Below are 25,753 nucleotides of genomic sequence, written 5' to 3' on the forward strand. Positions count from 1 at the left end.
TAGAAGAATTGCTTGCAAAACCGTTTTATGATTTCATTCATCCTGATGATGTTACTATCACTTCTAATGAAATTAAAAAATTAGCAACAGGAGAAAAAATGATAAACTTCGAAAATCGGTTTATAACAAAAGATGGCGATTACCTGTCAATAAACTGGGTTGCTAATCCTGATGAAATTACAGGAGAATTTTACGCAATTGCCCGTAATATAACCGAACGCAAAAAAGCTGAAAGGTTAATAACACAAAGTGAAGAGCGCACTAAAATAATAATGAATTCTGCATTAAATGCTATAATTACTGCTGATTATACAGGAAGAATCACTTTTTGGAACGATGAAGCTGAAATTGTTTTTGGTTGGAAAGAAGAGGAAGTATTAGGGAAAATATTTACAGAATTTATGATTCCGGAACGCAACAGAGAACTTTGGAATTATTCTATTTTACAGTATTTAAGCGAAGGAGAGAATGAATTCATCAATAAACAAGTGGAGCTTTTTGGAGTAAAGAAATCCGGTAAGGAATTCCTTGCTGAAATAACTATTACGCCTGTAACACAAAATGAAGAAACTTATTTCTGTGCGTTTCTTCAAGATATTTCCAAAAGAAAAGAAGTCGAAAATCAACTTATTCAAAGTGAAAACCGAAGTAAACTGATTATGAATGCTTCATTAAATGCCATCATAACAATAGACATAAACGGTATCATTACATTTTGGAATCATCAAGCAGAAATTATTTTCGGATGGAATAACGAGGAGGTTTTAGGAAAAGAGTTATCTAAAGTAATTATCCCTCATCAATATATTGATGCCCATAATAGGGGAATGAAACATTTTCTTAAAACCGGGGATGGACCAGCTTTAAATATACCATTAAATCTTACCGCTCTCAATAGAAAAGGAATCGAATTTCCAATTGAAATGTCAATAATTCCAATCTATGAAAATAATCAAGTCTTTTTCTGCGCCTTTATTCAAGATGTTTCAGAAAAAAAGGAAGCAGAAAACATTCGCAAAATTCAAGAAGAAAAGTACCAAAATGTAATTGCCCATATGAACCTTGGATTGCTTGAAGTCGATACTGACGAGATTATCCAATATGTAAATCCGAGTTTTGCGTCTATGTCTGGATATGAAATAAGTGAACTTATAGGTAAAAACCCATCGGATATTTTTGTATTTGGAGAGAATTTGGATACTATTCAATCTAAAAATGAATTAAGAAAACAAGGCGCCTCGAGCATTTATCAACTCCCCATCAAGAATAAAAGAGGAGAACTAAAATGGTGGGCAATTAGTGGAGCACCTAATTATGATAGTAAAGGAAATGTAATAGGTTCTATAGGAATTCATTTAGATATAACCGAACAAAAACAATTAGAAATTGATCTTGAAAAAGAAAAAGTAAAAGCGTTAGAATCGTCTAAAGCCAAGGAAATGTTTTTGGCCAATATGAGTCACGAAATGAGAACGCCTCTCAATGCAATTATTGGATTTCTAAGAGAGCTAGACAAACAAGAATTGTCAGAACTTCAAAGGAAATACATCGATAATAGTTCCATTGCTTCGAAGCATTTATTAGCCATCATTAATAATGTTTTAGATATTTCAAAAATTGAAGCCGGTGAAATGTCAATTGAAGACGAGGATTTTGTCTTTAAAAAATCAATTTCAAATGTGGCAACAGTGCTTCAGCCAATGTTAAAACAAAAGGGACTGAAACTAAACGTTACAATTTCAAAAGAAGTTGAAAAAGTATTAAAGGGAGATACGCTACGACTACAGCAAATTTTATTTAACCTAGTTGGAAACGCAATAAAATTTACAAACAAAGGCAGCATTTCTATAAATTGTGAAGTTGTTGATGACAACGCTATTTCTCAGAAATTGCAAATTTCAATATCCGATACAGGAATTGGAATGGAAAGTAGTTTTATTGAGAATGTATTTAATAAATTTTCGCAAGAAGATAAAGCCATAACCCGAAAATATGGAGGAACAGGCTTAGGATTGTCTATCACCAGAGAATTAGTAAAATTAATGAACGGTCGAATAGAAATTACAAGCGAAAAAAATATAGGAACTACAATCTCAATATACCTCAATTATCTAAAAGGAAGTAAACAGCTCATAGAAGACCTAAATATTGATAAACCTGTTACCAAATTAGACAATATCTCAATCTTGCTGGTCGAAGACAATTATATGAACCGAATGGTAGCTCAAAATTCTTTACAGTATTATAATTGCAAAGTTGCCGAGGCTGAAAATGGATTGGAAGCCATTGCCATTTTAAAAGACCGAACATTCGATATTATTCTTATGGATATCCAAATGCCAGAAATGGGAGGTATCGAAGCCACCGAAATTATTAGAAAAGAACTCAATCTCACAACACCTATTATTGCGCTTACTGCAAATGCTTTTAAAACCGAAATTGATAAATGTAAAAAAGCGGGTATGGATGATTATGTTACCAAACCTTTTGATGAGGATGTTTTAATAGAAACCATTGCAAAGCATACCGTTAACAAAAAAATAGCCCTTCCAAAATCAGAATTTTCAGCAAAATATTCGACAGATAAACTCTATAATTTGACTTCTCTACAAAATTTAAGCAGAGGCAACAATGAATTTGTTGTTAAAATGATTGCAATTTTTGTAGAACAAACAACTGATACTATTGAAAAATCAGCTAGTGCTATAAGCAAAGAAGATTTTAAAGAAGTAAGCCGTTTGATTCATAAAATTAAACCGAGCGTAGAAAGTCTAGGAATTACATCGATAATTTCAGAAATAAAACAACTCGAAAAAATAGCAGATAAAACAAACGATAAAGAACAAATTAGGGAACTTTTTACAATCGTAAAAGAAGTTTTAGAACAAACTGTATTGCAACTTTTAGATCACATTAAAAAGGATTAATTCAGATTTATTTCTTCCTGTTTTGGAAATTTTTTCCAAATTTTGGAAAAAATAAACAATTGAAATATAGTTAAGTTATTGTAAATCAGTTATTTAATTTTTTGGCTTGACATTGGTATATCCATTTGAAAAAAATATACATTATTATGGAAAATCAAAATCAATTCAAATTTTTTATCGTTGACGACGATAATTATTGTGCTACAATGCACGAGCAGTTCCTAACAAATATGGGATACAATGATATTAGCTATTTTAGTAATGGAGCAAATTGTTTGAGCAATCTAAATCAAAATCCAGATATCATTTTTTTAGACCACAATATGGATGATATTTCAGGATTTGAAGTATTAAAAAAAATAAAACGCTATAATCCAAACATCTATGTAGTTATGGTTTCTGGTCAAGAAACGATAAAAACAGCTGTTGATGCCCTTAAATATGGTGCCTTTGATTATATCATCAAAGATAACAGCGTAGAAGAAAAGATGAGTCTTATCATAAATAAAATTATTATGGTAAAAGAAGAACTTAAAAAATCAAATCCAAACTTTATACAACGATTACTGTTCTTTTTTTAATTTCTAAAACCCCAAAATTCCAAGACAATGAAATTAATTATACAAATACTATTACTAACTCTTCTTTTTGCCTCGTGTAAAACGCAAAACATATATGAAAGCAAAACTGAAATAAATGACAATTCCTCTTTTAAGTATGATGCTGGTTATCAATACAAAATAAGAAAAGACGATAAAATATCAATTTCAGTTTGGGGAGAAGATAATTTGAGTGTAGGTTCGACTTATGGCATATACAACTCAAATGAAGTTTATGGAAAATGGTTGATGGTTGACGTTAATGGAAATATTGAAATCCCTAAAATTGGAACCAGAAATGTATTGAATAAAACGGTTCCGGAACTAAAAGAGGAAATTAAAAATGAATTAAAAAAATGGTTAGTAAATCCTGTGATTGATGTTAAGATACTCAATAAAGAAATTACCGTTTTGGGAGAAGTAAAATCTCCAAATGCAATTAAAATTGATACTGACAATGTCAATCTTTTACAAATAATTAGTAAAGCTGGTGGTTTTGATGCTTATGCTAATATTAAGAAAGTTAAAATTTTACGGCAAGAAGGCGAAAATGTTAGGGTTACTAATCTAGACTTGACGACTGATGCTGATATTTTGAATACCAATATTACGCTCCATCCTGGTGATGTTGTAATAGTGCCATCAAAAAAGAACAAAGAGTTTGACAAAAGAATATCTGTCATAATCCCATTTACGACAGCAATTACTGCTGCAGCAATTGTAATTGGTTTATTCTAAAATATATAAAGTTATGAATGAAAACCTTAGATTACTCAAACCCTTATTCAGGGGATTCCCTATAATTATTTTGGTAATGGTTTTGGCTGTTTTATCCGCTAAAAAATACTTGAATTATGTGACTCCAATGTATGAAAGCACGGCAAAACTAAAATTAGCAGACACAGAAGAAGGTGTTCCAAGCGCTAATTTGTTCAAGGATTTAGATGTGTTTGCTTCTGCAAATAAAATAGCCACAGAAATTGAGGTTTTAAAATCTTCTAAATTGATTGGAAAAACCCTTGACGAATTGCCTTTTGACAAAGAAATCTATAGAAAAGGCGATATGTTGACGGTGGAATTATTCCGTAATTCACCCATTACTGTCGAAGGAACTTTTCAATCGGAAAAAGCATTAGACAAACGCTATGGTTTGAACGTGATTTCGGATAATGAATACCAATTTTTTTATCCGGATTCTAAAAATGGAATTCCGGGAAGATTCGGGAAACCAATGAGAATAAAAGGCGGAACACTATTAATCGGTCTCAACGAACCTTATATTCAATCCAAAAAAGACGCAAAAATCATTGACACCTACGAATTTGAGTTTTTGAGCACTCAAAAAATACTAGCCAAAATCGATAAAAATCTTGACATCGTTCCAGTGGATAAAGATGTTCCGGTTATTAGAATCAATATGAAAAGTAATGTGCCTGAAAAAGCGTCTCTTTTTGTAAACAAACTAGCCGAAATGTACATCAAAGATTATATCGAAAGTAAATTTAGAGCTGCAAATACTACGGTTGATTTTCTGAAAGAAGAGATTAACAGTTCTAATAAAAGACTTTCAGCTTCTGAAAATAACATTCAAAATTTCAGGGACAAGAAAAACATCGTCAACATCAGACAAGAAACAGAAACCGATTTGCGAAAAATTTCACAGTTGAAAATTGAGCAAACCAACATAAAAATGAATCTTGATGCGATAAAAGAGTTGAATAGATACATCGCTTCTGGCAAAAAAAACTATTTAGATTTGGCTGCAAATTTCGAAGCATTTACCGATTTGCTTTCGACTGAAATGGTCAAAAATATGAAGAAATTACAAGCCGATAAAAAAGATTTATTAATTACTTACACTCCTGAAGAAGAAAAAGTAAAAATAATAGATGCCAAGTTAAAAGACTTGATTGACTATCAAATAGAAAGCATCAAAAACACCGAAAAGAGTTTGCAAACAAAATACAATGGACTTTCTAATGACATTAATGAGTTCGAAAAAGTATTTATTGGTTTGCCTGAAAAAGAAAAAGAATTGACCATTTTAAACAGGGAGTTTAATCTGTATGAGACCAATTACAATTTTTTGAACAGTAAACGAATTGATGCAGAAATAGCCCGATCGGCAAAAATTGCTTTTCACAAAATAATCACCCCAGCCGAAATTTCTCAAACACCAGTTTCTCCTATTCGGTCCATCATAATCGTGGTTGCTGCCATTTTGGGAATGTTTGGTTCAATCCTACTTATTTACTTGGTTCATTTTGCAAAAGCAAAAGTTAATGATGAGTTCACTATCGAAAAAAACAGCACCATTCCTATTGCACTAACAACGCCATTTATCAAACTTAAAGAAAACATAAAAGACAATTTTCTGAAGGAAGCGATTCAAATGGAACTGAAAGGAATGATTCAAAACCAGTCTATTTTGGTTATAAGTTCATATGATAAGGCCGAAGATCATCTATTTCATTCCAAGAACTTGGCCAATGCCTTCATAAATCAAGGAAGAAAAGTTTTGGTTATTGATGCCACTGGACAATTAGGAGACAAATTCGATAGTACGAATTATCTCAATTTTTCGAATTCAAAATATCTTAGTTATACTCAATCCGTTTTTCAGAATGAAATCCAGGATAAAATGAAGAACTTCGATTTGTGCATTGTTCACAATCAATCCATAAAAGAAGACAAGTTGGCATTGCTTTTTATGAGTTTAGCTACTCAAAATCTAATTGTTTTAGACAGTCGAAAAACCGCTGAAAAAACAATCATTAAAATGGAATTATTAAAAGACGAATTCCAATTGCCAAATGTTTGGTTCGTTTTAAACAAGGCAGGTTACAACCCGAGTGTTTTTGTTGAAATCAAAAACTTTTGGAATAAATACATTAATAAAAGAAATTCTTAGATAATGAACGCCATAAAAAAAATAGTGTTTTCACCTTCAGTTCTGGTCCTTTTTGACCAAGCTGTTTTTAGTGGAACAAACTTTTTACTGACACTATTTTTAGCCCAAAAACTGGACATAAAAGACTTTGGATTCTTTTCGAGTATGATTCTTGTTGCTTATCTGGGAATGAGTGCCACGAATGCCCTGATAATTCAGCCGTTTCAGGTTTCGATTGGGAAGGTTTTGCAAAAAAAAGAGTATTACATTTTTTTATTGCTTGGACAAATGTCTTTGCTGTTGGTTTTGATTTTCTTGGTCAAACTGATTGCTTCAATTTTGCCTGCATCAATAGATTATAAAGCACTGATAAACCCTTTTTTGTACTTCACAATAGGGTTACTTATACAAGATTTTTTTAGAAAATTATTATTGGGAATAGGTCAAATAATCTATGTTATTAGTATTGATATCGCTTTTTTGGTATTAGTTATGGCGTTCTTTTATTTTCTAAAAAACGAGATTAGCTTGACAAACACCCTTTGGATAATTGGCGTATCAAACCTGATTTCATCACTTCCTGGTCTGTTTTTTATCGTCAAAAATTATCAAAGACCTGTTTCCTGGAGACTGTTTGCAGATAACCATATTTTTCAAGGAAAATGGTTGTTGAGTACTGCTGTATTGCAATGGTCATCCAGCAACTTTTTTGTATTGGTTTCTGGAGTTTATTTGGGAATAGAAGCTTTGGGAGCATTGCGTTTGGTTCAGTCTTTTTTTGGTGTGATTAATATCGCATTGGCAACAGTCGAGAATTATTTTTTACCAAAAGTGGCATTACTATACAGCGAAAATGTCGCTAAAGCCAAAAAATACCTTGTTGAAATAACCCTATTTGGAGCCCTCTTTTTTGGAATTTTTCTTTCTGTATTTTTCGCTTTTTCAAAAGAAATCATTGTCTTGGCAGGTGGAGAAAAATATCAAAATTATGATTATGTAGTGAAAATAATTTCAGTCTTGTATTTCTTCATATTTCTAAGTTACCCAATAAGAATTGCAGTGAGAGTGCTGGTTCTGAATAAAATATTCTTTATAGGTTACCTGCTTTCATTTGCGTTTTCAATCGTTTCGTTTCATTTTTTGTTGAAATATTCGGGGCTTTACGGAGCGGTTTTGGGACTTATAATCAATCAAATAATTATGATTGTGTATTGGCAAAGTCAACTCAAAAAAAATCAATTTCAATTATGGAAATAATTCACATTGTTCTCGGAAAAGCCAATCCTGAAAGAATGAATGGCGTGAATAAAGTAGTGTATCAATTGGCCACAAAACAAGTGAATTTCAATGTAAAGGCTTCAGTTTGGGGCATTACAAACGACAAAGAAAATAATTATGGCGAGCGCAATTTTGAAACGCAATTATTTTTGAAACAACGCAATCCTTTTGCAATTTCAGAAGAATTAAAATCAGCCATAATCGAAAAAAAGGACAAAGCTGTCTTTCATCTTCACGGTGGGTGGATTCCGGTGTTTTATTCATTGGCAAAATTGCTGGATAAACATCAAATCAAGTTTGTTTTTACTCCTCACGGAGCATACAATACTATTGCAATGAAAAGAAGTTCTTGGGCTAAGAAAATCTATTTTTCCCTTTTTGAAACAAAAATGCTCAATAGAACTTCAAAAATTCATTGTATAGGGAAAAGTGAAGTCAATGGATTGAAAAAGATATTCCAAAACAAAAAATCAATCTTATTGCCATACGGATATGAAAATGATAAAACGGTAACTATTGAAAATACAGCTAATTCAACTATAGTTTTTGGATTTATTGGCCGATTGGATATCTATACAAAAGGACTGGACACTTTAATAAACGCTTTCGCCAAATTCAAAATAAACCACCCAGAAGCACAGCTTTGGATTGTTGGAGACAGCAAAGAGAAAACCATTTTGGAGCAACAGATTAAAGCAAAATCACTCGATAGAAATGTTATTCTTTATGGGAGTAAATTTGGCACTGAAAAAGAAGAATTATTACAAAAAATGGATGTTTTCGTTCATCCCTCAAGAAATGAAGGATTGCCATTGTCTGTTATAGAAGCAGCTAGTTTTGGCAAGCCTTGTATTGTCACAGATGCAACTAATATAGGTTCTCAAATAATGAATTGTAAGGCCGGAATAACTATCTATTTACAAAGTAGTACACAACTTTATGAAGCAATGCAAAAGTTGTTTTCTATTTGGAAAAATCCTATTGAATTTAAAGAGATGCAACAAAATGCAATTAAAATGGTCGAAGATAATTACAATTGGAAAAAATTAATTACTCAGTTTAATACTGATTTATACAAAATATAATGACTGCAACTACGGTTAATCACGAGGCTTTTTTAAAAAAAATAAACAATTATATGTTTATTGTCTTGCTATTGATGGTGGCTTGTTTTTTTACTTGGAGTGAAAATATCAATATTACCAGGGCGATAAAAGTGGTAGGGCGAATGGGTTTAATGCTGTCTTCAATTGGGATTTACTATAAAATTATTCGATATGGTGCAGTGAATACAATGGGATATAAAAACATATTTTCTCCCTTGTTTTATTTGGCTTATATGGGATTGGGATTTATATCTTTTACCTGGAGTACAAATCCAGGATTCAGTGCATTACAATGGTTTATGACTTTTCAAAGTTTGGTTTTTGCCTATTTTTTCATTAAGAGCATTAAAGTATTGGACAGCTTTTTCGAAGGGCATAACATCCGTTTATATCATTTATTGGGCAATTCAGTATTTGTGTTACAATTGGTGTTTGTAGTGGGGATGTGGATTGATCCCGACACTTTCTTCCGGTTGACAAATGGAGGCGAAGAAGCCCGTTTAGGTGGCGTGATGATGAACCCCAATGAACTCGGTATGCTTGCTGGTGTTGGTGTGGCTTGTTTGATTTTCGATTTATACCGCAAGGAAAAAAAAGCTTGGACAATCATTAAAATCCTAATCATTATGTATGCCTTGTTTATGACGGGTTCACGATCTTCCTTGATTGGAGTTTTGATAATTATCTTTTTCCATATTAATCAAACCAAAAAGCAAGGTTTGAAAATGGCCATTATGGGAGCTGTTTTATTAGTTATTCCTTTTGCCGTTAACCAAATCATTCTTAAAGGGGGAGATAAAGAACGAATGGAAGAAATTTTGACCCTGACTGGAAGATTACCTTTTTGGCAAGCATTGATTACTGAAGGATTACCACGAGAACCACTTTTAGGTTTTGGTTATATGAGAATAGATTACAAAGAATTTTTTCAAAGCGTTCACACTTATCCTGGTAAAATGACTCATAATACTTTTATGCAAGTCTTGATGAATTTGGGTTTTATAGGATTGTGCATTGCTATTTTCCAGATGTTTTTTACTTTCCACGCTTTTTTTTCGGAGAATAAAGAAACTCGGTTAATGCTGATTGGAATACTTATTCCTGTTTTAATCAATTCGTTTACTGAATTTGGCATTTTTGGCGAAAGCAATTATGGAATTCTATTCTATCAAATGATTATTTTCTCGGTTTCTTTCAAGAATACTACGCTTTTATCCTCAGCTGAAAAGCTGTATTTAAAGAAAAGAAGACCGGAACTTTTGGCTTAAAACATCTTCCTAAAATTGGCATTATTCCAAAATATGGAATAAATATTTTAAATAAATACACTAACTTGTTGATTTTCAATGGTTTTTAAAATTGGCACGATTGTGTAAATAGATATGGAAAATAAAACATTTTACAATGGAAAATATTTTCGTAAAAATTGGCTATTCACTTTCTTCGACAAGAAACAACTCGAATGATCTTATTTTTAATCTGCTGTATATCAAAAATCCTGATGGTTCTCCAAGATGGATTTGGAACGCCAACAGCAACAAACCACTATTTTTAAAATTCTATAATATTGGAAGTCTAAGAGCTTGGTTATTTGCGACCGCACTAAAAACGGTTTTTATTTTAAAATTGCAAAAAATAGTTTTCAGCAAAAAAACATATTTCGCAACACAAATTGGCAATCCTGTTTTGGATTACACCAAAGATTGGGCCTTGTTTACAGGGACTATCGGACCCAATAACAAAGCGATTTTGTATGCCAATTATTCCTTTTATAAAATAGCCACAACTGTAAATGCACAAGGATTAATAAAAAGGGAACAGCAGGTTTTAAAGAAAATAAACAGCACAAATAATATATTTATCTCTCCAAAATCTTTCCAAATTTCGAATGAAATTATTCAATTATCGGATGTTTCTGAAAATGGAACAAGACTAAAATCGATAACTTCCAGTCATTTAGATGCATTGTTGGAAATGAGCACTATTGAATCGCATACCTTGAAATTGGGTGAATGGGAATTGCTGAACTCCTTAAAAAATGATTTTAAGGGTATTAATGATACTAGAATACCCATCAATATGGTTCGGAAAATAAAAACCCTGATTGAAAACTGTTCTGAGGATGAAAAAATAGAACTATCCCTTTCCCAGGGTGATTTCACCCAATGGAATATGTATGAAAGCAACGGGAAAATTGCGCTGTACGACTGGGAATTGGCGAGTTTCGAAAGACCTAAAGGATTTGATTATTTCCATTTTATTATACAACAAGGCGTTTTGGTGGATCATAAATCTTGGGCAACAATTTATCAAGATATTAAAAGAGAATGTGTTAGTGAGTTTGGAAATCAATTATTTAATAATGATTTAGACGAATTAAATGACTATCTAAAATGGTATCTAATCACTAATTGTCTCCATTATTTAAAAATATATTCGGAACAACCCAAATGGCACGTTCAAATAGATTGGCTATTACAAGTTTGGAACGAAGCCTTGAATCTATTTATGGTAGAAGAAAAAACTTCGAGAGAATTAGTTATAATGGATGTTTTCGATTTGTTGCAAAACCAAGAATATGCGGCATTAAAATTCAACAATGGTTTTCCGGAGCAATTAAGCATCTATTCTGATATTGATTTGGTAATCAATAAAAAGACAAACCAATTGCTTGTTTCCTTTTTGAAAAATCACGCTTTAGTTTCTAAAATCACTTTAAATCAAAGATCCTTTATGAATACTGTTCAGGTATTTCTAAAGGAAGGAACTTTATTGTCCTTGGATTTGATTTGGCAATTAAAAATAAAAAATCTTCGAATTATGGATGCCAATCAGATTATTGCCAATCATTTTTTAAATGAATATGGAGTAAAAAATGCTTCCTCAATAGATACGGCCCGATTTATTATGTTGTTTTACATTCTCAACAATTCAGAGATTCCGGTAAAATATTTAGAAAATGAAATTGCCATTGAAAACTCAAAATCACCTCTCGATTTAATTCTGAAAGATCCTATTGAAAAAAATAAAAAAAACAAAGAAAACGTACTTAATTTCATAAAAAGCAATAGAAGCAACCAGAATATTTTGGGACTTAAAAACACTATAAACTATTACACGGACACTATGAAAAACAGCATTAACAACAAAGGCTTTATAATCACTTTCAGCGGAGTTGACGGTGCAGGAAAATCGACAGTTATTGAGAATATAGTCTTGCGAATTGAAAAACAACTTAGAAAACCAGTCGTGGTTTTGAGACACAGACCATCTATTTTACCCATTTTGAGTGTTTGGTCAAAAGGAAAAGAACAAGCACATCTCGACGTAATTGAAGGCTTGCCACGACAAGGAAAAAACAAAAGTGCACTCTCTTCGTTCATTCGGTTTTCCTATTACTATTTAGATTATTTGTTGGGACAATTTGTGGTGTATTTCAAATATATTCTTAGAGGAAAAGTAGTTATTTATGATCGTTATTATTTTGATTTCATCAATGACAGCAAGAGAAGCAATATTGTTTTGTCCAAAAAACTTACTTCATTTTTCTACAATTTTCTTCTGAAGCCAGAATTCAATTTTTTCCTTTTTGCAGATGCAGACATTATCTTGAAAAGGAAAGAGGAATTAAGCAAAGCCACAATCGAGAAGTTGACAGCAGATTATCACGATTTATTCGAGTCGCTGCAATCTAAAAGCAATACTTTGGTTTATCAGTCCATAAACAATATTGATCTTGAAGTAACGCTAAATCAAGTTGTAAAAACCATCCTAATTTCGAGATAATGAAAAAGCTAATTGTAACAATAATTCAACTCCGAAATCCTTCTTTTGAATTTGATGAAGCATTGAATATGTCGGCTTTATTTCAGTTTATTTTTATCCAAATCAGTGGATTGATAAGGGGTTTCAAAGTGGTTTTTTGTTTTAGAAAACCAAAAGGAATGCTATTGGGAAAAGGAGTTACTTTTTTTAATATCTCTAAAATTAAATGGGGAAAATTCCTCCGCTTGGGGAATCAGGTGTATGTTTCTGCTTTGAGCAAAAACGGAATTCAATTTGGAGACAATGTGAGCATTGGCGCATTTAGCAGGGTGATTGTATCGACTTCACTCAACAATATTGGTAATAAAATCGTGATAGGAAACAATGTTGGAATCGGCGAATTCGCTTATTTAGGAGGAGCCGGAGGTTTGGAAATTGGAGATGAATGTATCGTTGGACAATATTGGAGTTGCCATCCCGAAAACCACAATTATGAAGATTTAGAAACTGCTATCAGGCATCAGGGAGTTTCCAGAAAAGGAATCATCATTGGTAAAAACTGCTGGATTGGAAGTAAAGTGACCATCCTGGATGGAGTTAATATAGGCGATGGCTGCATTATTGCCGCTGGAAGCGTGGTTACAAAATCATTTCCCGAAAACAGTATTATTGGAGGCGTTCCCGCCAAACTTTTAAAAAACAGAAAAAATGACTAACAAAACTATCTTGGCAACTTGTTATGCCGTGAACCCTTATAAAGGCTCGGAAGATGCAATGGGTTGGAATTTTGTATATCAAATAGCGAGGTTCAACAAAGTCTTAGCTGTAACAAGAGAAAACAACAAAACGGCTATCGAAAAATATATGACTGAAAATCCGGATGCTGTTTATGACAACATCACTTTTTTATATTTTGATTTGCCGTATTGGATGCGTTTTTGGAAAAAAGGAGGTCGCGGTGCGATGCTGTATTATTATATGTGGCAAAAGGGAATCGTGAATTTTGTGCGAAAACAAAACCTGGATTTTGACATTGCCCACAACGTGAATTTTCACAACGATTGGACACCAAGTTTCTTGTGGAAACTGGATAAACCAATGGTTTGGGGACCTGTTGGACATCATCCTCTAATTCCAAAACAGTATTTAACTTCTTATTCTTCAAAATATTTATTAAAGGACAGAGCCACTTGGATGGTGAAAAAATATTTTTGGAATTGTTCTTTTTCTTTGAGAAAAACTGCAAAAAAGGCAGCCCATATTTGGTGTATGAATGCTGGGGTTCCAACAATATTAAAATTAAAGGAACAATCTTATTCAGTTTTACCATCGGTAGCGACTGAAGACTTTGCAATGAATACCAAAACTGAAAATAAAAATTTCAACATTATCAGTGTGGGTCGTTTTGTTCCTCTAAAAGGATTTGATTTGACGTTGCTTTCTTTTATAAAATTTATTTATTCTTTACCAATTTATAAAAGGGAAGATTGTAAACTAACACTTGTTGGTTCCGGACCCGAAAAAGATTTTTATAAAAAATTAATTAAAGCCAATAATGTGGAATCCTATGTCGAAATTATAGAATGGATTGACCGAAAAGAACTGATGAAAATCTATGAAAAATCATCGGTGTTTCTTTTTCCATCACACGAAGGCGCAGGAATGGTCGTTGCCGAAGCTTTGTCTTTTGGATTGCCTGTAGTTTGTTTGGACAACGAAGGTCCGGGTCAATATATTACTCCCAATTGTGGTATTACAATTCCGGAATCGAATTATGAAAACACGGTTACGCAATTGAGTGATGCGCTTGTAAAACTACATTCTGACAGCAATCTTTTGAATCAAATGAGCCTTGGAGCCCGAAAACAATATGAAGAAAAATTCACCTGGAATAGCCGAGGCGAACATTTAAAAAATATTTATAACCAATTGTAATTATGAGAGTTATAGCCATACATTTATTAAACGATTATAGCGGAAGTCCGAAAGTTTTGATGCAATTACTCAAAGGTTGGACTAAAAATAACATCGAAGCCCATTTGTATACTTGTGGTGGGAGGGAAGGTTTTTTATCGAATATACCAAAAGTAGAGCATCATTTTTACTGGTATCGTTTTATGGAAAACAAGTTTTTGAGATTACTTTTTTTATTCGCAAGCCAGTTTTTATTGGCTTTACAACTATTGTTTATTTTAAAAAAAGACGATATCGTCTATGTAAACACCGTTTTGCCGTTTGGAGCCGGAATTATTGGAAAAATAAGAGGATGCAAAGTGATTTACCATATTCACGAAACCTCGATGAAGCCAAAAATATTAAAACAGTTTCTTTTTGGAGTGGTAAAATGGTCTGCTACTGAAGTGGTTTATGTGTCCAATTTCTTGGCTGCCCAAGAGCCCTTGGACATTAGAAAAAGTGTTCTTTATAATGTGCTCGAAGAAAGTTTTGTTCAACAATCACGTTTGCATTTGAATACGAAAAAAGACACTAAAATCGTCCTGATGATATGCTCCTTAAAAGCATACAAAGGAGTAAACGAATTTGTAAAATTGGCTAAAATGAATTCGGAATTCACATTCAAACTAGTGGTAAATGCTTCTCAAACTGAAATTGAAGAGTATTTCAAAAATGAAATCCTGCCATCAAATTTAATCCTCTATCCGACACAAAAAAATACGCATCCTTTTTATCAAGAAGCCAGTGTGGTTTTAAATTTATCAGATACAAAACTTTGGGTAGAAACTTTTGGATTAACTGTTCTTGAAGCAATGGCTTATGGTTTGCCAACGATTGTTCCACCTGTTGGAGGTGTGGTGGAACTAGTTGAAGAAGGCGAAAACGGATTTTTGATCGGCAGTAAAAACGTAAATCTAATTTCTGAAAAATTGAATCTGATACTCCAAAATGAAACCATTTACCATCAAATGAGTGAAGATGCCTTAAAGAAAAGTAAATTCTTTGGTGAAGATTATTTTGAAAACGAATCAATACGAATTTTGTCCAATTAATGAAATATTTCCAAAAATTGGAATACTTATACAGGTTAAATATTCATAAGTTATTGATTATAAGCATATTATATTTTTAGCATTGTTTTTGGCACAGTAATAAAAAAATAACACTGAAAATGGAAAAGAAAAGAATAGCCATCATTGGCACAGTAGGTTTACCTGCAAAATATGGTGGATTTGAGACACTTGCAGATCATTTAGTAACCCATTTATCCGAGAAATATGATTTCACGGTGTACTGCTCAAAAAATAAATACACAAAAGAAGAGCGAATTGCTACCTTCAAAGGCGCTTCCTTGCATTATATACCTTTAGATGCAAACGGCGTACAAAGTATTCCTTATGACACGCTTTCAATTTTGCACGCTCTAAGAAAGAATGATGTTTTGCTTGTTTTGGGAGTTGCGGGTGCTTGGATTTTGCCTTTTGTCAAGTTCTTTACCAATAAAAAAATAATCATTTCTATAGACGGTATCGAATGGAAAAGAGACAAATGGCCGCTTTTTGCAAAACTATATTTATGGTGGGCCGAAAAATTGGCCGTTAAATATTCCCATATTGATATTTCTGATAATGAATCGATCCAGGATTATACGGCACTACGTTATGAAACATTGAGCAGGGTAATTGAATATGGCGCCGACCATACCTTGGAAGTAAAACCAGAAGAGGCTGACTTTATAAAATATCCTTTTTTAAAACAACAATATGCCGTAAAAGTGTGCAGAATTGAGCCCGAAAACAATGTGCATCTAGTGTTGGATGCCTTTGAAAAATCACCTAGAATGAATTTGGTTTTTGTTGGAAACTGGAATAATAGTGATTATGGAAAACAACTAAAAGATAAGTACATTAATGTGAAAAACATCTTCCTTTTTGACCCTATTTACAATCAGAGAGAAATAGATTTAATCAGGGGAAATGCTGCTTTATACATTCACGGTCATTCGGCAGGAGGAACAAATCCATCGCTGGTTGAAGCAATGTATTTAGGACTTCCCGTGATAACATTTAATGTTTCTTATAATGTAACCACCACCGAAAATAAAGCAATTTATTTCTCGTCAACGGAAGAATTAATACATCTTTTAGACACAATCACGGAAGCCACTTTAGAGAATTTAGGCAAAGAAATGAAGTCCATCGCAATGCGAAGATATACTTGGAGTTCGATTTCCAAGCAATATGAATTATTGATAAAAGAAGCTCTTTCAACTTCAATAAAAACCAGTGTTTTTGCCGAAACAAAGAATCTTAGCCCTTCTTTTTTAGAGGAATATCAATTATCACATTTATTAAACAACAACTTATTTCACGAAAAAAGATAGTTATGAAAACAACCATAGAATTTCTTGCATTTGGAACTTTAGCTTTACTATTAACCCTAGTATTCATTCCGATTATTAAAAAAATCGCCGTGAAAGTAAATTTGGTGGACAAACCCAATTATCGAAAAGTCCATACTACTCCCGTACCTCTTGTTGGGGGAATTTCAATAGCTTTTTCGGCAGTACTTGTAATATTGTTGTCAGGTAACAGACTTCCTTTTTTGATGGAATATTTACCCATTGTTACCTCCGGATTTGTATTGTTGATTGTGGGTGTTATTGATGACAAAATTGATGTGAGTGCCAAATATAAATTGGCTATTCAATTATTATTGTCTCTTATTATAGCCTTTTCCGGAATCCGAATTTCTTCGCTTTATGGGTTATTTGGAATAGATGAAATTGCCGTTTGGGCCCAATATATATTGACCATAATTGTAATTACGGGTGTTGTAAACGCATTCAATTTAATGGATGGTGTTGACGGTTTAGTTGGAGGATTATCAGTGTTGGGTTTTACAATGTTTCTTTTGGCTTCGGTATACTTCAATGACTATTATTTAGGAAAGATAAGTGTCATATTTTTAGGTGCCATTGTTGGGTTTTTAAGATTCAATTTGTCTAAAAAGAAGATCTTTATGGGAGATTCTGGCTCGCTTTTTTTAGGATTTCTTTTGGTTACTTTAGGTATAAAATTTATGGAAGAACAAGGTAGTTCCCAAAACGGATACGCTTATGGATTTTTATTGCTTGTTTCGTTTTTTTCTATTCCGGTATTAGATTCTTTACGGGTTTATTTGGGCAGAATAAAACAAGGAAATTCTCCTTTTAAAGCGGATAAATCCCATTTGCATCATTTGTTGTTAACTGCTGGACTAACTCATAAAAAAGTTGCCGTTTCAGTAGTTGCCTTTAGTATGATATTATTTTTTATTGGTTTTGGATTAATATCCTATCAATCAACCTCAATAATAATTTTGTTGATGATGATTGTGTTTTGGGGAATTGTTCGATTATTATTGATGATAAAAAGCTTGCACGAATGGAGGGCCACATTAAAGAAATTAGAGCAGAGATAAAGAGATAATTTGATGATTAACTAAAATTAAATGAATTGATTAAGTCAAGATTTGCCAGAATTGCCATAAATTCAGCCCTGGCAATATATTCAATAATAGTAGTCTGGGGCCTCTATATAGGATCATATTACCGTTAATATTTAAACGAATTTAAATATAACTTATATCCGTTTAAAACAATTTTTAGTTACATCATCGAGTACAATAGTAATAATACGACTCCATTTATTATTAATATCATTGGAAATATTGTCGTATTTATACCCTTTGGATTTCTATTTCCGATAACATTCCACAAACAGTTAAATCGTTTAGATAAATTACTATTTGCTTCTGCAACAGGGATTTTGATAATTGAAATATTGCAATTGTTGTTTAAATTAGGAGTATTTGATATCGATGATATCATTCTAAATACCATTGGTGTAGTAATAGGGTTTGTAATTTTAAAAACAATAGTAGAATAGTCAAATCAATATTGCTGAAAATCTCAGGTTCATTTCTGGAGTTTTTTCCAGCAACACTTCAATAAAAATTTATTGAAAATCCAACATCTGGTTTGAGGATCAATCAATATCACCCACAAAAAAACTCTATTAGCAATAATGGAGTTTTTTATGCAAGTCTGAAATTCTATTTTTTAATGATATAATCCTAAACTGCTTTTTTATAATTAAAATCTATATAGCGATGATTCTATATTATTCAATTGCGATTATTTTCCATATTTAAGAAATGTTTCCAATAAACGGAATAATATTATTCTTCATAAAATCATAAACACCACAAAATCAATATATTAAGTTATCGGCATAGAGGTTGTTTAGTTGTCAATAACATAAATAAATAAATAAATAAATTATGAAAACTAAACTTATCATATTTTTACTGCCTTTCTTATTGTTTGTTAGTAATACATATTCGCAAGAATTAAATCGTTATACAGTTGGACCTTGCGTTTCACCTACATCGAATTGTACCGCTAATTCAACAAAAATAAATGGGGCGTTCATTGGTCTTGCTGATGGAACTCCTATTACAGATACTAACGTTGCAGGTTTACCGGATAACACCTCTGCATATGTATTTCTTAAAGTTGAAAAAACTGGTTTAAAATATGATTTATATGTTGAATTTAATCTCATTAATTTATCAGTTGGAACTGGAACTAAAACTTTTATTCAAGCAACTACACCTGGAGCCATTTTAACAGCAAATTATAGAATAAACTATCCAATTACGGGTTACGTAACTGGTGGAAAAGTAAATTCATTTTATGGATTAACCAATATTATTGCTTCTTGGGATAATACTAATGATGGAATAGTAACATGTAGCCAGCCTAATTATTCAGCTTGTAATGGCGCTATTCCAAACATTATCGCCGAAGGACCTTCGGTTGCACCAACTAATGTAACAGGTATTACAACTATTTGTAATGGCTCGAGTACTATATTAACAGCTACTGGCGGATCACTAAGTTCTACCGCTACTTATCAATGGGGTACTGGAACCACAATTGGTTCAAATATTATTAACGGACAAAGTTCTGTTTCTATTTCAATAACACCAACTGTAACTACTACTTATTGGGTTAGAATTATAAGTTCAACAGGTGTTCCCACAAGTGGAGTTTCTACTGTGGTAACAGTTGTAAATCCTTCAACAGCTCCAACAACAATTACTGGAACTACAACTATATGTAACGGAACAAATACAACATTAACTGCTTCTGGAGGTACATTAAGTTTAACGGGGAATTACCAATGGGGTACCGGTTCTACAGTAGGTTCTAATATCATTACAGGACAAACAAATGCATCAATTACTGTAAGTCCAACTTCTAATACTGTTTATTGGGTAAGAAGAGTAGATAGTACTTGTAACAACATAACTGGAGGAGTAACACAAGCTGTAAGTATAATTTCTTCTGTTGGAGGGACTTTGAGTGCTAACCAAAACATATGTGCTGGAGCAATTGCTTCAGATATTGTTTTAACAGGCAATATTGGAACCGTTGTGAAATGGCAAAAATCAAATGATGCTTCATTTGCCACAGCTACCGACATAGCAAGTACTTCTACCACTTTATTGTCGAGTACAATTGGATTATTGAATACTACGACTTATTATAGAGCTGTAGTGGCAAATGGATCTTGTTCATCCGTATTTAGTTCAGCTTCTGGTGTTATTATTGCTCCAGCATCTGTTGGGGGAACAGTTTCAGGGAGTTCCAGAGTTTGTTCTGGAATTAATTCGGTAACGCTAATTTTGGGAGGTAAAGTAGGAAGTATTATCAAATGGCAATCTTCTACAGTTTCTGATTTTTCATCTACTATTTCTGATATAGCAAATACTACTCAAAGCTTAACAGCTACTAACTTGACTGCTACAACTTATTTCAGGGCGATTGTTCAAAATGGGGCTTGTGCTTTGGCATATAGTTCTACAGGAACTATAACGGTTGACCCAATTACTGTTGGTGGAAATATTACTGGCAGCAAAAGCTATTGTGCAGGTTCAACAAACTCAACTGTTTTAACCTTGACTGGTAAAATAGGAAGTGTTATTAAATGGCAGTCCTCTAATAATGCTGATTTTTCTGGAACTATTACGGATATAGCTAGTAATTCAGTTACACTAGTAGTATCGAATGTTACTACAACAACTTATTATAGAGCATTAATTCAAAGCGGCTCGTGTACATCAGCTTATAGTTCGTCAGGCGTAATTACAATTGATGCTGTTTCATTTGGCGGAACAGTTTCAGGAGGAGCTTCGGTATGTCCTGGTTCAAATTCAACTACATTAGTGTTGACTGGAAACAATGGTACAATTCAATGGCAATCATCAACTAACAATAGCACTTTTTCGAATATTGTTGGAGCAACATTTGCTTCTTATACAGCTACTAATTTAACTACCACGACTTATTTTAGAGCCTTATCATCAAATGGTTCTTGTAGTTCAGCAAACAGTTCAGTTGCCACAGTTTCAGTAGATGATGTTACTGTTTCTGGAACGATTAGTGGAAACGATAGAGTATGTTCTGGGTCAAATACTGCTACGATGACATTGTCTGGCTACAATGGAATCCTACAATGGCAATCTTCAACAGATAATTTAATTTATAACAATATATCAGGTGCTACTTCCGCTTCTTATACAGTCGATAATTTGACGGCAACTACTTACTATAGAGTAGTTGTTCAAAAAGGAACTTGTATACCAGTAAATAGTACTGTTGCAACAATCACCGTGGATTCTCCATCAGTTGGGGGAACGGTATCAGGCAGCAATACTGTTTGTACAGGAATTAATAGTTCAACCTTGAGTTTATCTGGAAATAATGGAGCAATTCAGTGGCAATCATCTTCTAATAATGTTGATTTTACAGATATTGCAGGTGCTATTTCTAATACATTAGTAGTTAGTAATTTAACAGCTACTACTTACTACAGAGCAACGGTTACTAATGGAAAGTGTAATGCTGCAAACAGTACTGTGGGAACTATTACATTGGTTACGCCACCTTCAACAGGTACTATTTCAGGAGCAACCACTGTTTGTTCAGGTGTCAACAGTACTACATTATCATTATCTGGCAACTCGGGAACCTCTATTCAATGGCAATATTCAACTAACAACACTAACTTTATTAACCTTTCAGGAGCAAATACTTCGACTTATACAGCTTCTGATTTAACTGCTACAAGATATTATAGAGCAGTAGTTTCTAATGGAATTTGTCCTACTGTGGCTTCTGATGCTGTTATGATAATTGTTGATGCAGCTTCAGTTGGAGGAACTGTTTCAGGAAGTACAAGATATTGTTTAAGCGATAATGCTACAACTACTTTAACTTTATCAAATAACTTAGGAAATATAGTTAAATGGCAGTCGTCATCGGTTAGTGATTTTTCATCAGCAGTAACTGATATTGCAAATACAACAGCTTCATTAACAGCTACAAATTTAACGGCTACGTTGTATTATAGAGCGGTAGTTCAAAACGGAACTTGTGACCCAGCTTATAGTAGTGTTGCAACTATTACTATAGATGCTTTATCAATAGGAGGTTCAATAGCTGGCTCAACGAGCGTTTGTCCTAATGTGAACTCTACTACACTAATCCTTAATGGTCAAGTGGGTAATGTTATTAAATGGCAATCTTCCTTAACTAGTGATTTCTCTAGTTCAATAGCTGATATTGTCAATACAACAACAACTTTAGTTGCTACTAATCTTTCAATTAAAACGTATTACAGAGCTATTGTAGCTAATGGAACTTGTTCTTCAGCTGAAAGTGCAACGGCAACTATTGATTTTAAACCGCTATTAGGAAGCATAGGAGAGATATCTGGACTAAATACAGTATGTGGATTAACTTCTGCTACCTATACAGTGGCTCCAGTAGTTAATGCTACAGATTATATTTGGACATTCCCTTCTGGATTATCAGTTTATACTAGTGTAGGTAATAGTGTAGTTGTAAATATTGACGAATTGTTTAGAGATGGCGTGATTACGGTAAAAGCTACTAATGGTTGTCAAGTATCAATAGTTAAAACAATTGCCATTACCAGAAAACCTAAATTATCAACCATCAATGGGCCTATTGCCACTTGTGGTATAACTACGGGAACTTATGTTGCTAATACATTAACGGGAGCGACTTATAACTGGTCAGTTCCAGAAGGAATAACGATTACTTCTGGTCAAGGAACGCCTACTATTCAGGTAAATTATGATATTAGTTATGTTACAGGTAACATTGGTGTAACCGCTACTAATTCTTGTGGCGTGAGTGATGTTTTAGAATACAGGGTAAATAATATCCAAATGCCAACTATTATAAATGGTTTAGCGCAAATTAGTACAGCTACTTCTGGAACTTATACGACTCCAGCTGTTTCAGGAATGGGATATTTTTGGAGCGTACCATCAGGGGTTACAATCGCTAGCGGCCAAAGCACAAATTCGGTTACTTTAAGTTTTGCTTCAACCTTTACAATGGGTACTATAACGGTAGCTATGATTTCTTCTTGTGGCACCAGTACTCCTAGAACATTTGACATCAACAGAAGTCAACCTATTATAGCGATTTATGGTCCAGAATCATTGTGTGGAATTGCTCAAATTACGTATGACACTATAGGTACATTAATAGATTATTCAACACTTTATGCTACTTATATAGTGCCAGTAGTATCAGATGCTCTTCAATATGTATGGACTGTTCCTCAGGGCGCTACCATAGTTTCGGGGCAAGGAACTAACAGTATAGTAATGGGATTTGATATTACTACTTTTGTTAATGGTAATGTAACGGTTGCTACTATGACACAGTTTGGCATAGGTGCTACGAAAAGTTTAGCGTTGAAGAGAGTCATTGGGAAAATTACTGGTATTATAAACGTTTGCAATTTGACAACCGCAACTTATAGTGTTCCAAATACAATTGGTACAAACTTTACTTGGACAGTTCCATCATGGATGTCTATCGTTTCAGGCCAAGAAACTAATGCTATCACAGTATCAGTCGGGACACCATTTGCTAATGATAATATTAAACTTAATTTCTTGTCTAATTGCAACACTAATGAAAGCTTTATTTTAAATGTGGGATGTAATAAATCCACCAATGTTAAAGATTCTCAATGTGGAACAACTTTGGTGAATTTGGATTCATCGGTCTATCCTAATCCAGTTTCAGGAGCTCAGGCTTATAAATATCAAGTAACCAATGGCACTGATGTGCGATTATACGAACCAACTACACAGCTTTTCAACTTGACTCAGTTGCCTGGTGGCGCTACTTATAACACAACTTATTCGGTTCAAGTTGCCGTAAAAATAAACGGTGTTTGGGGTGGATTTGGATCACCTTGTGATATCACTACTCCTTCTCCTATAACAAAAGTAAAAGCAGCTAATTGTGGTACTACTTTAGCTACTATCAGCACTTCGGTTTATGCTGATGCATTGATTGGTGTCCAAGGATACCGTTTTGAAGTGACAGATCCTAATAACAACGTGAGAACATTTGATGCCACAACTAATTTGTTTAACCTTACTCAACTAACAGGTGGAGTAGCTTATAATACAACTTACTCTATAAGAGTAGCTGCTATTATAAATAGTGTTTTGGGAGCTTATGGTGTCTCTTGTACGATTACTACTCCAGGAGTAGCACTTACTAAAGTGAAAGATTCTCAATGTGGTACTACCTTGGTAGCGTTGAACTCTTCAATTTATTATGTAGCAGTATATGGTGCTCTAGCGTATCGATTTGAAGTGACCAGCGGCACTACTGTAATAACTTATGATTTAACTAATACGGCCAACTTATTCAATTTGACACAGCTAGTAGGCGGCGCGGCTTATGCTACTACTTATTCTATTAGAGTAGCTTCTAATGTAAATGGTATTTGGAGCCCTTTTGGTACAGTTTGCACCATAAATACTCCGGCAGCGATAACTAAAGTAAAAGCACAATTCTGTGGTACTACTTTGGCAACCCTTAATAGTTCTATCTATGCTGATGCTTTAATAGGCGTACAAGGCTACAGATTTGAAGTGACTGACGGAACCAATGTGAGAACCTTCGATGCTACTTCAAATTTGTTTAACTTAACACAGTTAACAAATGGAGCTACTTCTGGAACTAATTATACTATTAGAGTTGGAGTAAATGTAAAAGGTGTTTGGGGTGCTTATGGCGTGTCCTGCGTTGTTTCTACACCGCTAAACACAACAGCTAAATTAGCAACTACAGCATCAACTAAATCAACAGCTACAGTATCAACCACATCAACAACTACAGTATCAACTGCATCAGCTAACACAGTTGCTATTATGGATTATACTGTAAAAGCTTATCCAAATCCATTTAAGTATAACTTCAAATTAAAGTTAACTTCAGCTAGTGAAGATAAAGTTGAGGTTATGGTATATGATATGTTAGGCAGAATGATTACTAGCAAGAAAGTTGATGCTGCCAATATCAATACCGTTGAATTAGGCGAGGAATATACTGCTGGTGTATATAATATTATCATCCGTCAAGGGAATGATATTAAAACACTAAGAATGATTAAAATGTAGTTTTACTATGGCATTTCTTCAATAAAAATTTGTATAAAATCTAATATTTGGTTTGAAGATAAATCAATATCACCGAAGTTCGGCGATTCAAACTTCCAGACCGCATACAGGTTTGTGTACAGATTTGGAAGAAACTGCTCAACGCTTGTTTGATGAATTGGTTTTGTAATTGCTACTATTGGAAAAACATATTTGACTTTGGAAAAAATAAAGTATTTAGGATTGCAACCTTGTCAAAGTTCCAAACTTTGACAAAGGTATTTATAAGTTAAGTTTAGACGAAAATTCAGGAATACAACCAATTAAAACTAGGAAATCCTTTTTTCCAACACCATAAATTCCAATGGTTCCTTAGAGGTTTGACTAAAAACGTCGCTCACCGGGAAGGGTTCTCTTGCTCCGGTATCGACATAGCCGTGGCGTTTGTACCACGCAATAAGTTCCTCCCGAACGGTTATCACCGTCATCACAATCTTGAACACTCCCAATTCCGAAGCAAAAATTTCGGCCTTTTGCATTAATTTTTTTCCAATGCCGCTATTTTGCAGCGTAGGCGAAACGGTCAACATTCCTAAATACAATTGATCTTTTTTTTCAATTAGTAACACACAACCAATAATCTCGTTGTTCTCAGTGAATCTTAGAATGGTATTTTTTTTGTCT

At 33.4% G+C, this 25,753-nt stretch carries 15 protein-coding genes and 2 pseudogenes; 16 read left to right on the forward strand and 1 reads right to left on the reverse strand.

Features of this window, described 5'->3' with window-relative positions:
- The 16 genes and pseudogenes from ACH2BV_RS15580 to ACH2BV_RS15655 form a co-directional block, all read left to right on the forward strand.
- Positions 1-2,927 (forward strand): PAS domain S-box protein (locus ACH2BV_RS15580; RefSeq protein WP_395051707.1); only part of this gene is annotated, 2,927 nt, incomplete at its 5' end.
- A 146-nt stretch (positions 2,928-3,073) separates the two neighbouring features.
- Complete coding sequence (locus tag ACH2BV_RS15585) at positions 3,074-3,508, forward strand: response regulator (RefSeq protein WP_395051708.1); 435 nt, start codon at positions 3,074-3,076, stop codon at positions 3,506-3,508.
- A gap of 27 nt (positions 3,509-3,535) precedes the next feature.
- Positions 3,536-4,264: a polysaccharide biosynthesis/export family protein gene (locus tag ACH2BV_RS15590; RefSeq protein WP_395051709.1), complete on the forward strand. Its 729-nt coding sequence runs from the start codon at positions 3,536-3,538 to the stop codon at positions 4,262-4,264.
- Between the two features lie 13 nt (positions 4,265-4,277).
- Positions 4,278-6,437 (forward strand): GumC family protein, encoded by a 2,160-nt coding sequence (locus ACH2BV_RS15595; RefSeq protein ID WP_395051710.1) that lies wholly within the window; start codon positions 4,278-4,280, stop codon positions 6,435-6,437.
- Positions 6,438-6,440: 3 nt separating this feature from the next.
- Positions 6,441-7,673, forward strand: coding sequence for a lipopolysaccharide biosynthesis protein (locus ACH2BV_RS15600; protein ID WP_395051711.1), 1,233 nt, complete (start codon positions 6,441-6,443; stop codon positions 7,671-7,673).
- Positions 7,664-8,779: a glycosyltransferase family 4 protein gene (locus tag ACH2BV_RS15605; protein WP_395051712.1), complete on the forward strand. Its 1,116-nt coding sequence runs from the start codon at positions 7,664-7,666 to the stop codon at positions 8,777-8,779. The genes ACH2BV_RS15600 and ACH2BV_RS15605 overlap by 10 nt, the downstream gene beginning before the upstream one ends.
- Positions 8,779-10,068 (forward strand): O-antigen ligase family protein, encoded by a 1,290-nt coding sequence (locus tag ACH2BV_RS15610; protein ID WP_395051713.1) that lies wholly within the window; start codon positions 8,779-8,781, stop codon positions 10,066-10,068. Before ACH2BV_RS15605 ends, ACH2BV_RS15610 begins: the two co-directional genes overlap by 1 nt.
- Before the next feature lie 136 nt (positions 10,069-10,204).
- Positions 10,205-12,586, forward strand: coding sequence for a hypothetical protein (locus ACH2BV_RS15615; RefSeq protein WP_395051714.1), 2,382 nt, complete (start codon positions 10,205-10,207; stop codon positions 12,584-12,586).
- On the forward strand, positions 12,586-13,281 hold the full coding sequence (locus ACH2BV_RS15620; RefSeq protein WP_395051715.1) for an acyltransferase: 696 nt from the start codon (positions 12,586-12,588) through the stop codon (positions 13,279-13,281). Before ACH2BV_RS15615 ends, ACH2BV_RS15620 begins: the two co-directional genes overlap by 1 nt.
- Complete coding sequence (locus tag ACH2BV_RS15625; RefSeq protein ID WP_395051716.1) at positions 13,274-14,500, forward strand: glycosyltransferase; 1,227 nt, start codon at positions 13,274-13,276, stop codon at positions 14,498-14,500. The genes ACH2BV_RS15620 and ACH2BV_RS15625 overlap by 8 nt, the downstream gene beginning before the upstream one ends.
- A 2-nt stretch (positions 14,501-14,502) precedes the next feature.
- Positions 14,503-15,573 (forward strand): glycosyltransferase family 4 protein, encoded by a 1,071-nt coding sequence (locus ACH2BV_RS15630; protein ID WP_395051717.1) that lies wholly within the window; start codon positions 14,503-14,505, stop codon positions 15,571-15,573.
- 119 nt (positions 15,574-15,692) lie between these two features.
- Positions 15,693-16,904: a DUF1972 domain-containing protein gene (locus ACH2BV_RS15635; protein ID WP_395051718.1), complete on the forward strand. Its 1,212-nt coding sequence runs from the start codon at positions 15,693-15,695 to the stop codon at positions 16,902-16,904.
- A 2-nt stretch (positions 16,905-16,906) separates the two neighbouring features.
- Positions 16,907-17,983, forward strand: a complete 1,077-nt coding sequence (locus tag ACH2BV_RS15640; RefSeq protein ID WP_395051719.1) for a glycosyltransferase family 4 protein — start codon at positions 16,907-16,909, stop codon at positions 17,981-17,983.
- A gap of 164 nt (positions 17,984-18,147) precedes the next feature.
- Positions 18,148-18,450 (forward strand): annotated as a pseudogene (locus ACH2BV_RS15645) (VanZ family protein); the annotation flags it as partial.
- A 394-nt stretch (positions 18,451-18,844) separates the two neighbouring features.
- Positions 18,845-25,090: a T9SS type A sorting domain-containing protein gene (locus tag ACH2BV_RS15650; protein ID WP_395051720.1), complete on the forward strand. Its 6,246-nt coding sequence runs from the start codon at positions 18,845-18,847 to the stop codon at positions 25,088-25,090.
- 73 nt (positions 25,091-25,163) lie between these two features.
- Positions 25,164-25,259, forward strand: a pseudogene (locus tag ACH2BV_RS15655) (DUF3037 domain-containing protein); the annotation flags it as partial.
- A gap of 139 nt (positions 25,260-25,398) precedes the next feature.
- Here ACH2BV_RS15655 and ACH2BV_RS15660 read toward each other — a convergent pair.
- Positions 25,399-25,753, reverse strand: a 355-nt coding sequence (locus ACH2BV_RS15660) for a GNAT family N-acetyltransferase (RefSeq protein ID WP_395051721.1), incomplete at its 5' end; no start/stop codon positions are given.

It is taken from the genome of Flavobacterium sp. (genome assembly GCF_043780635.1).
Taxonomy (GTDB): domain Bacteria; phylum Bacteroidota; class Bacteroidia; order Flavobacteriales; family Flavobacteriaceae; genus Flavobacterium.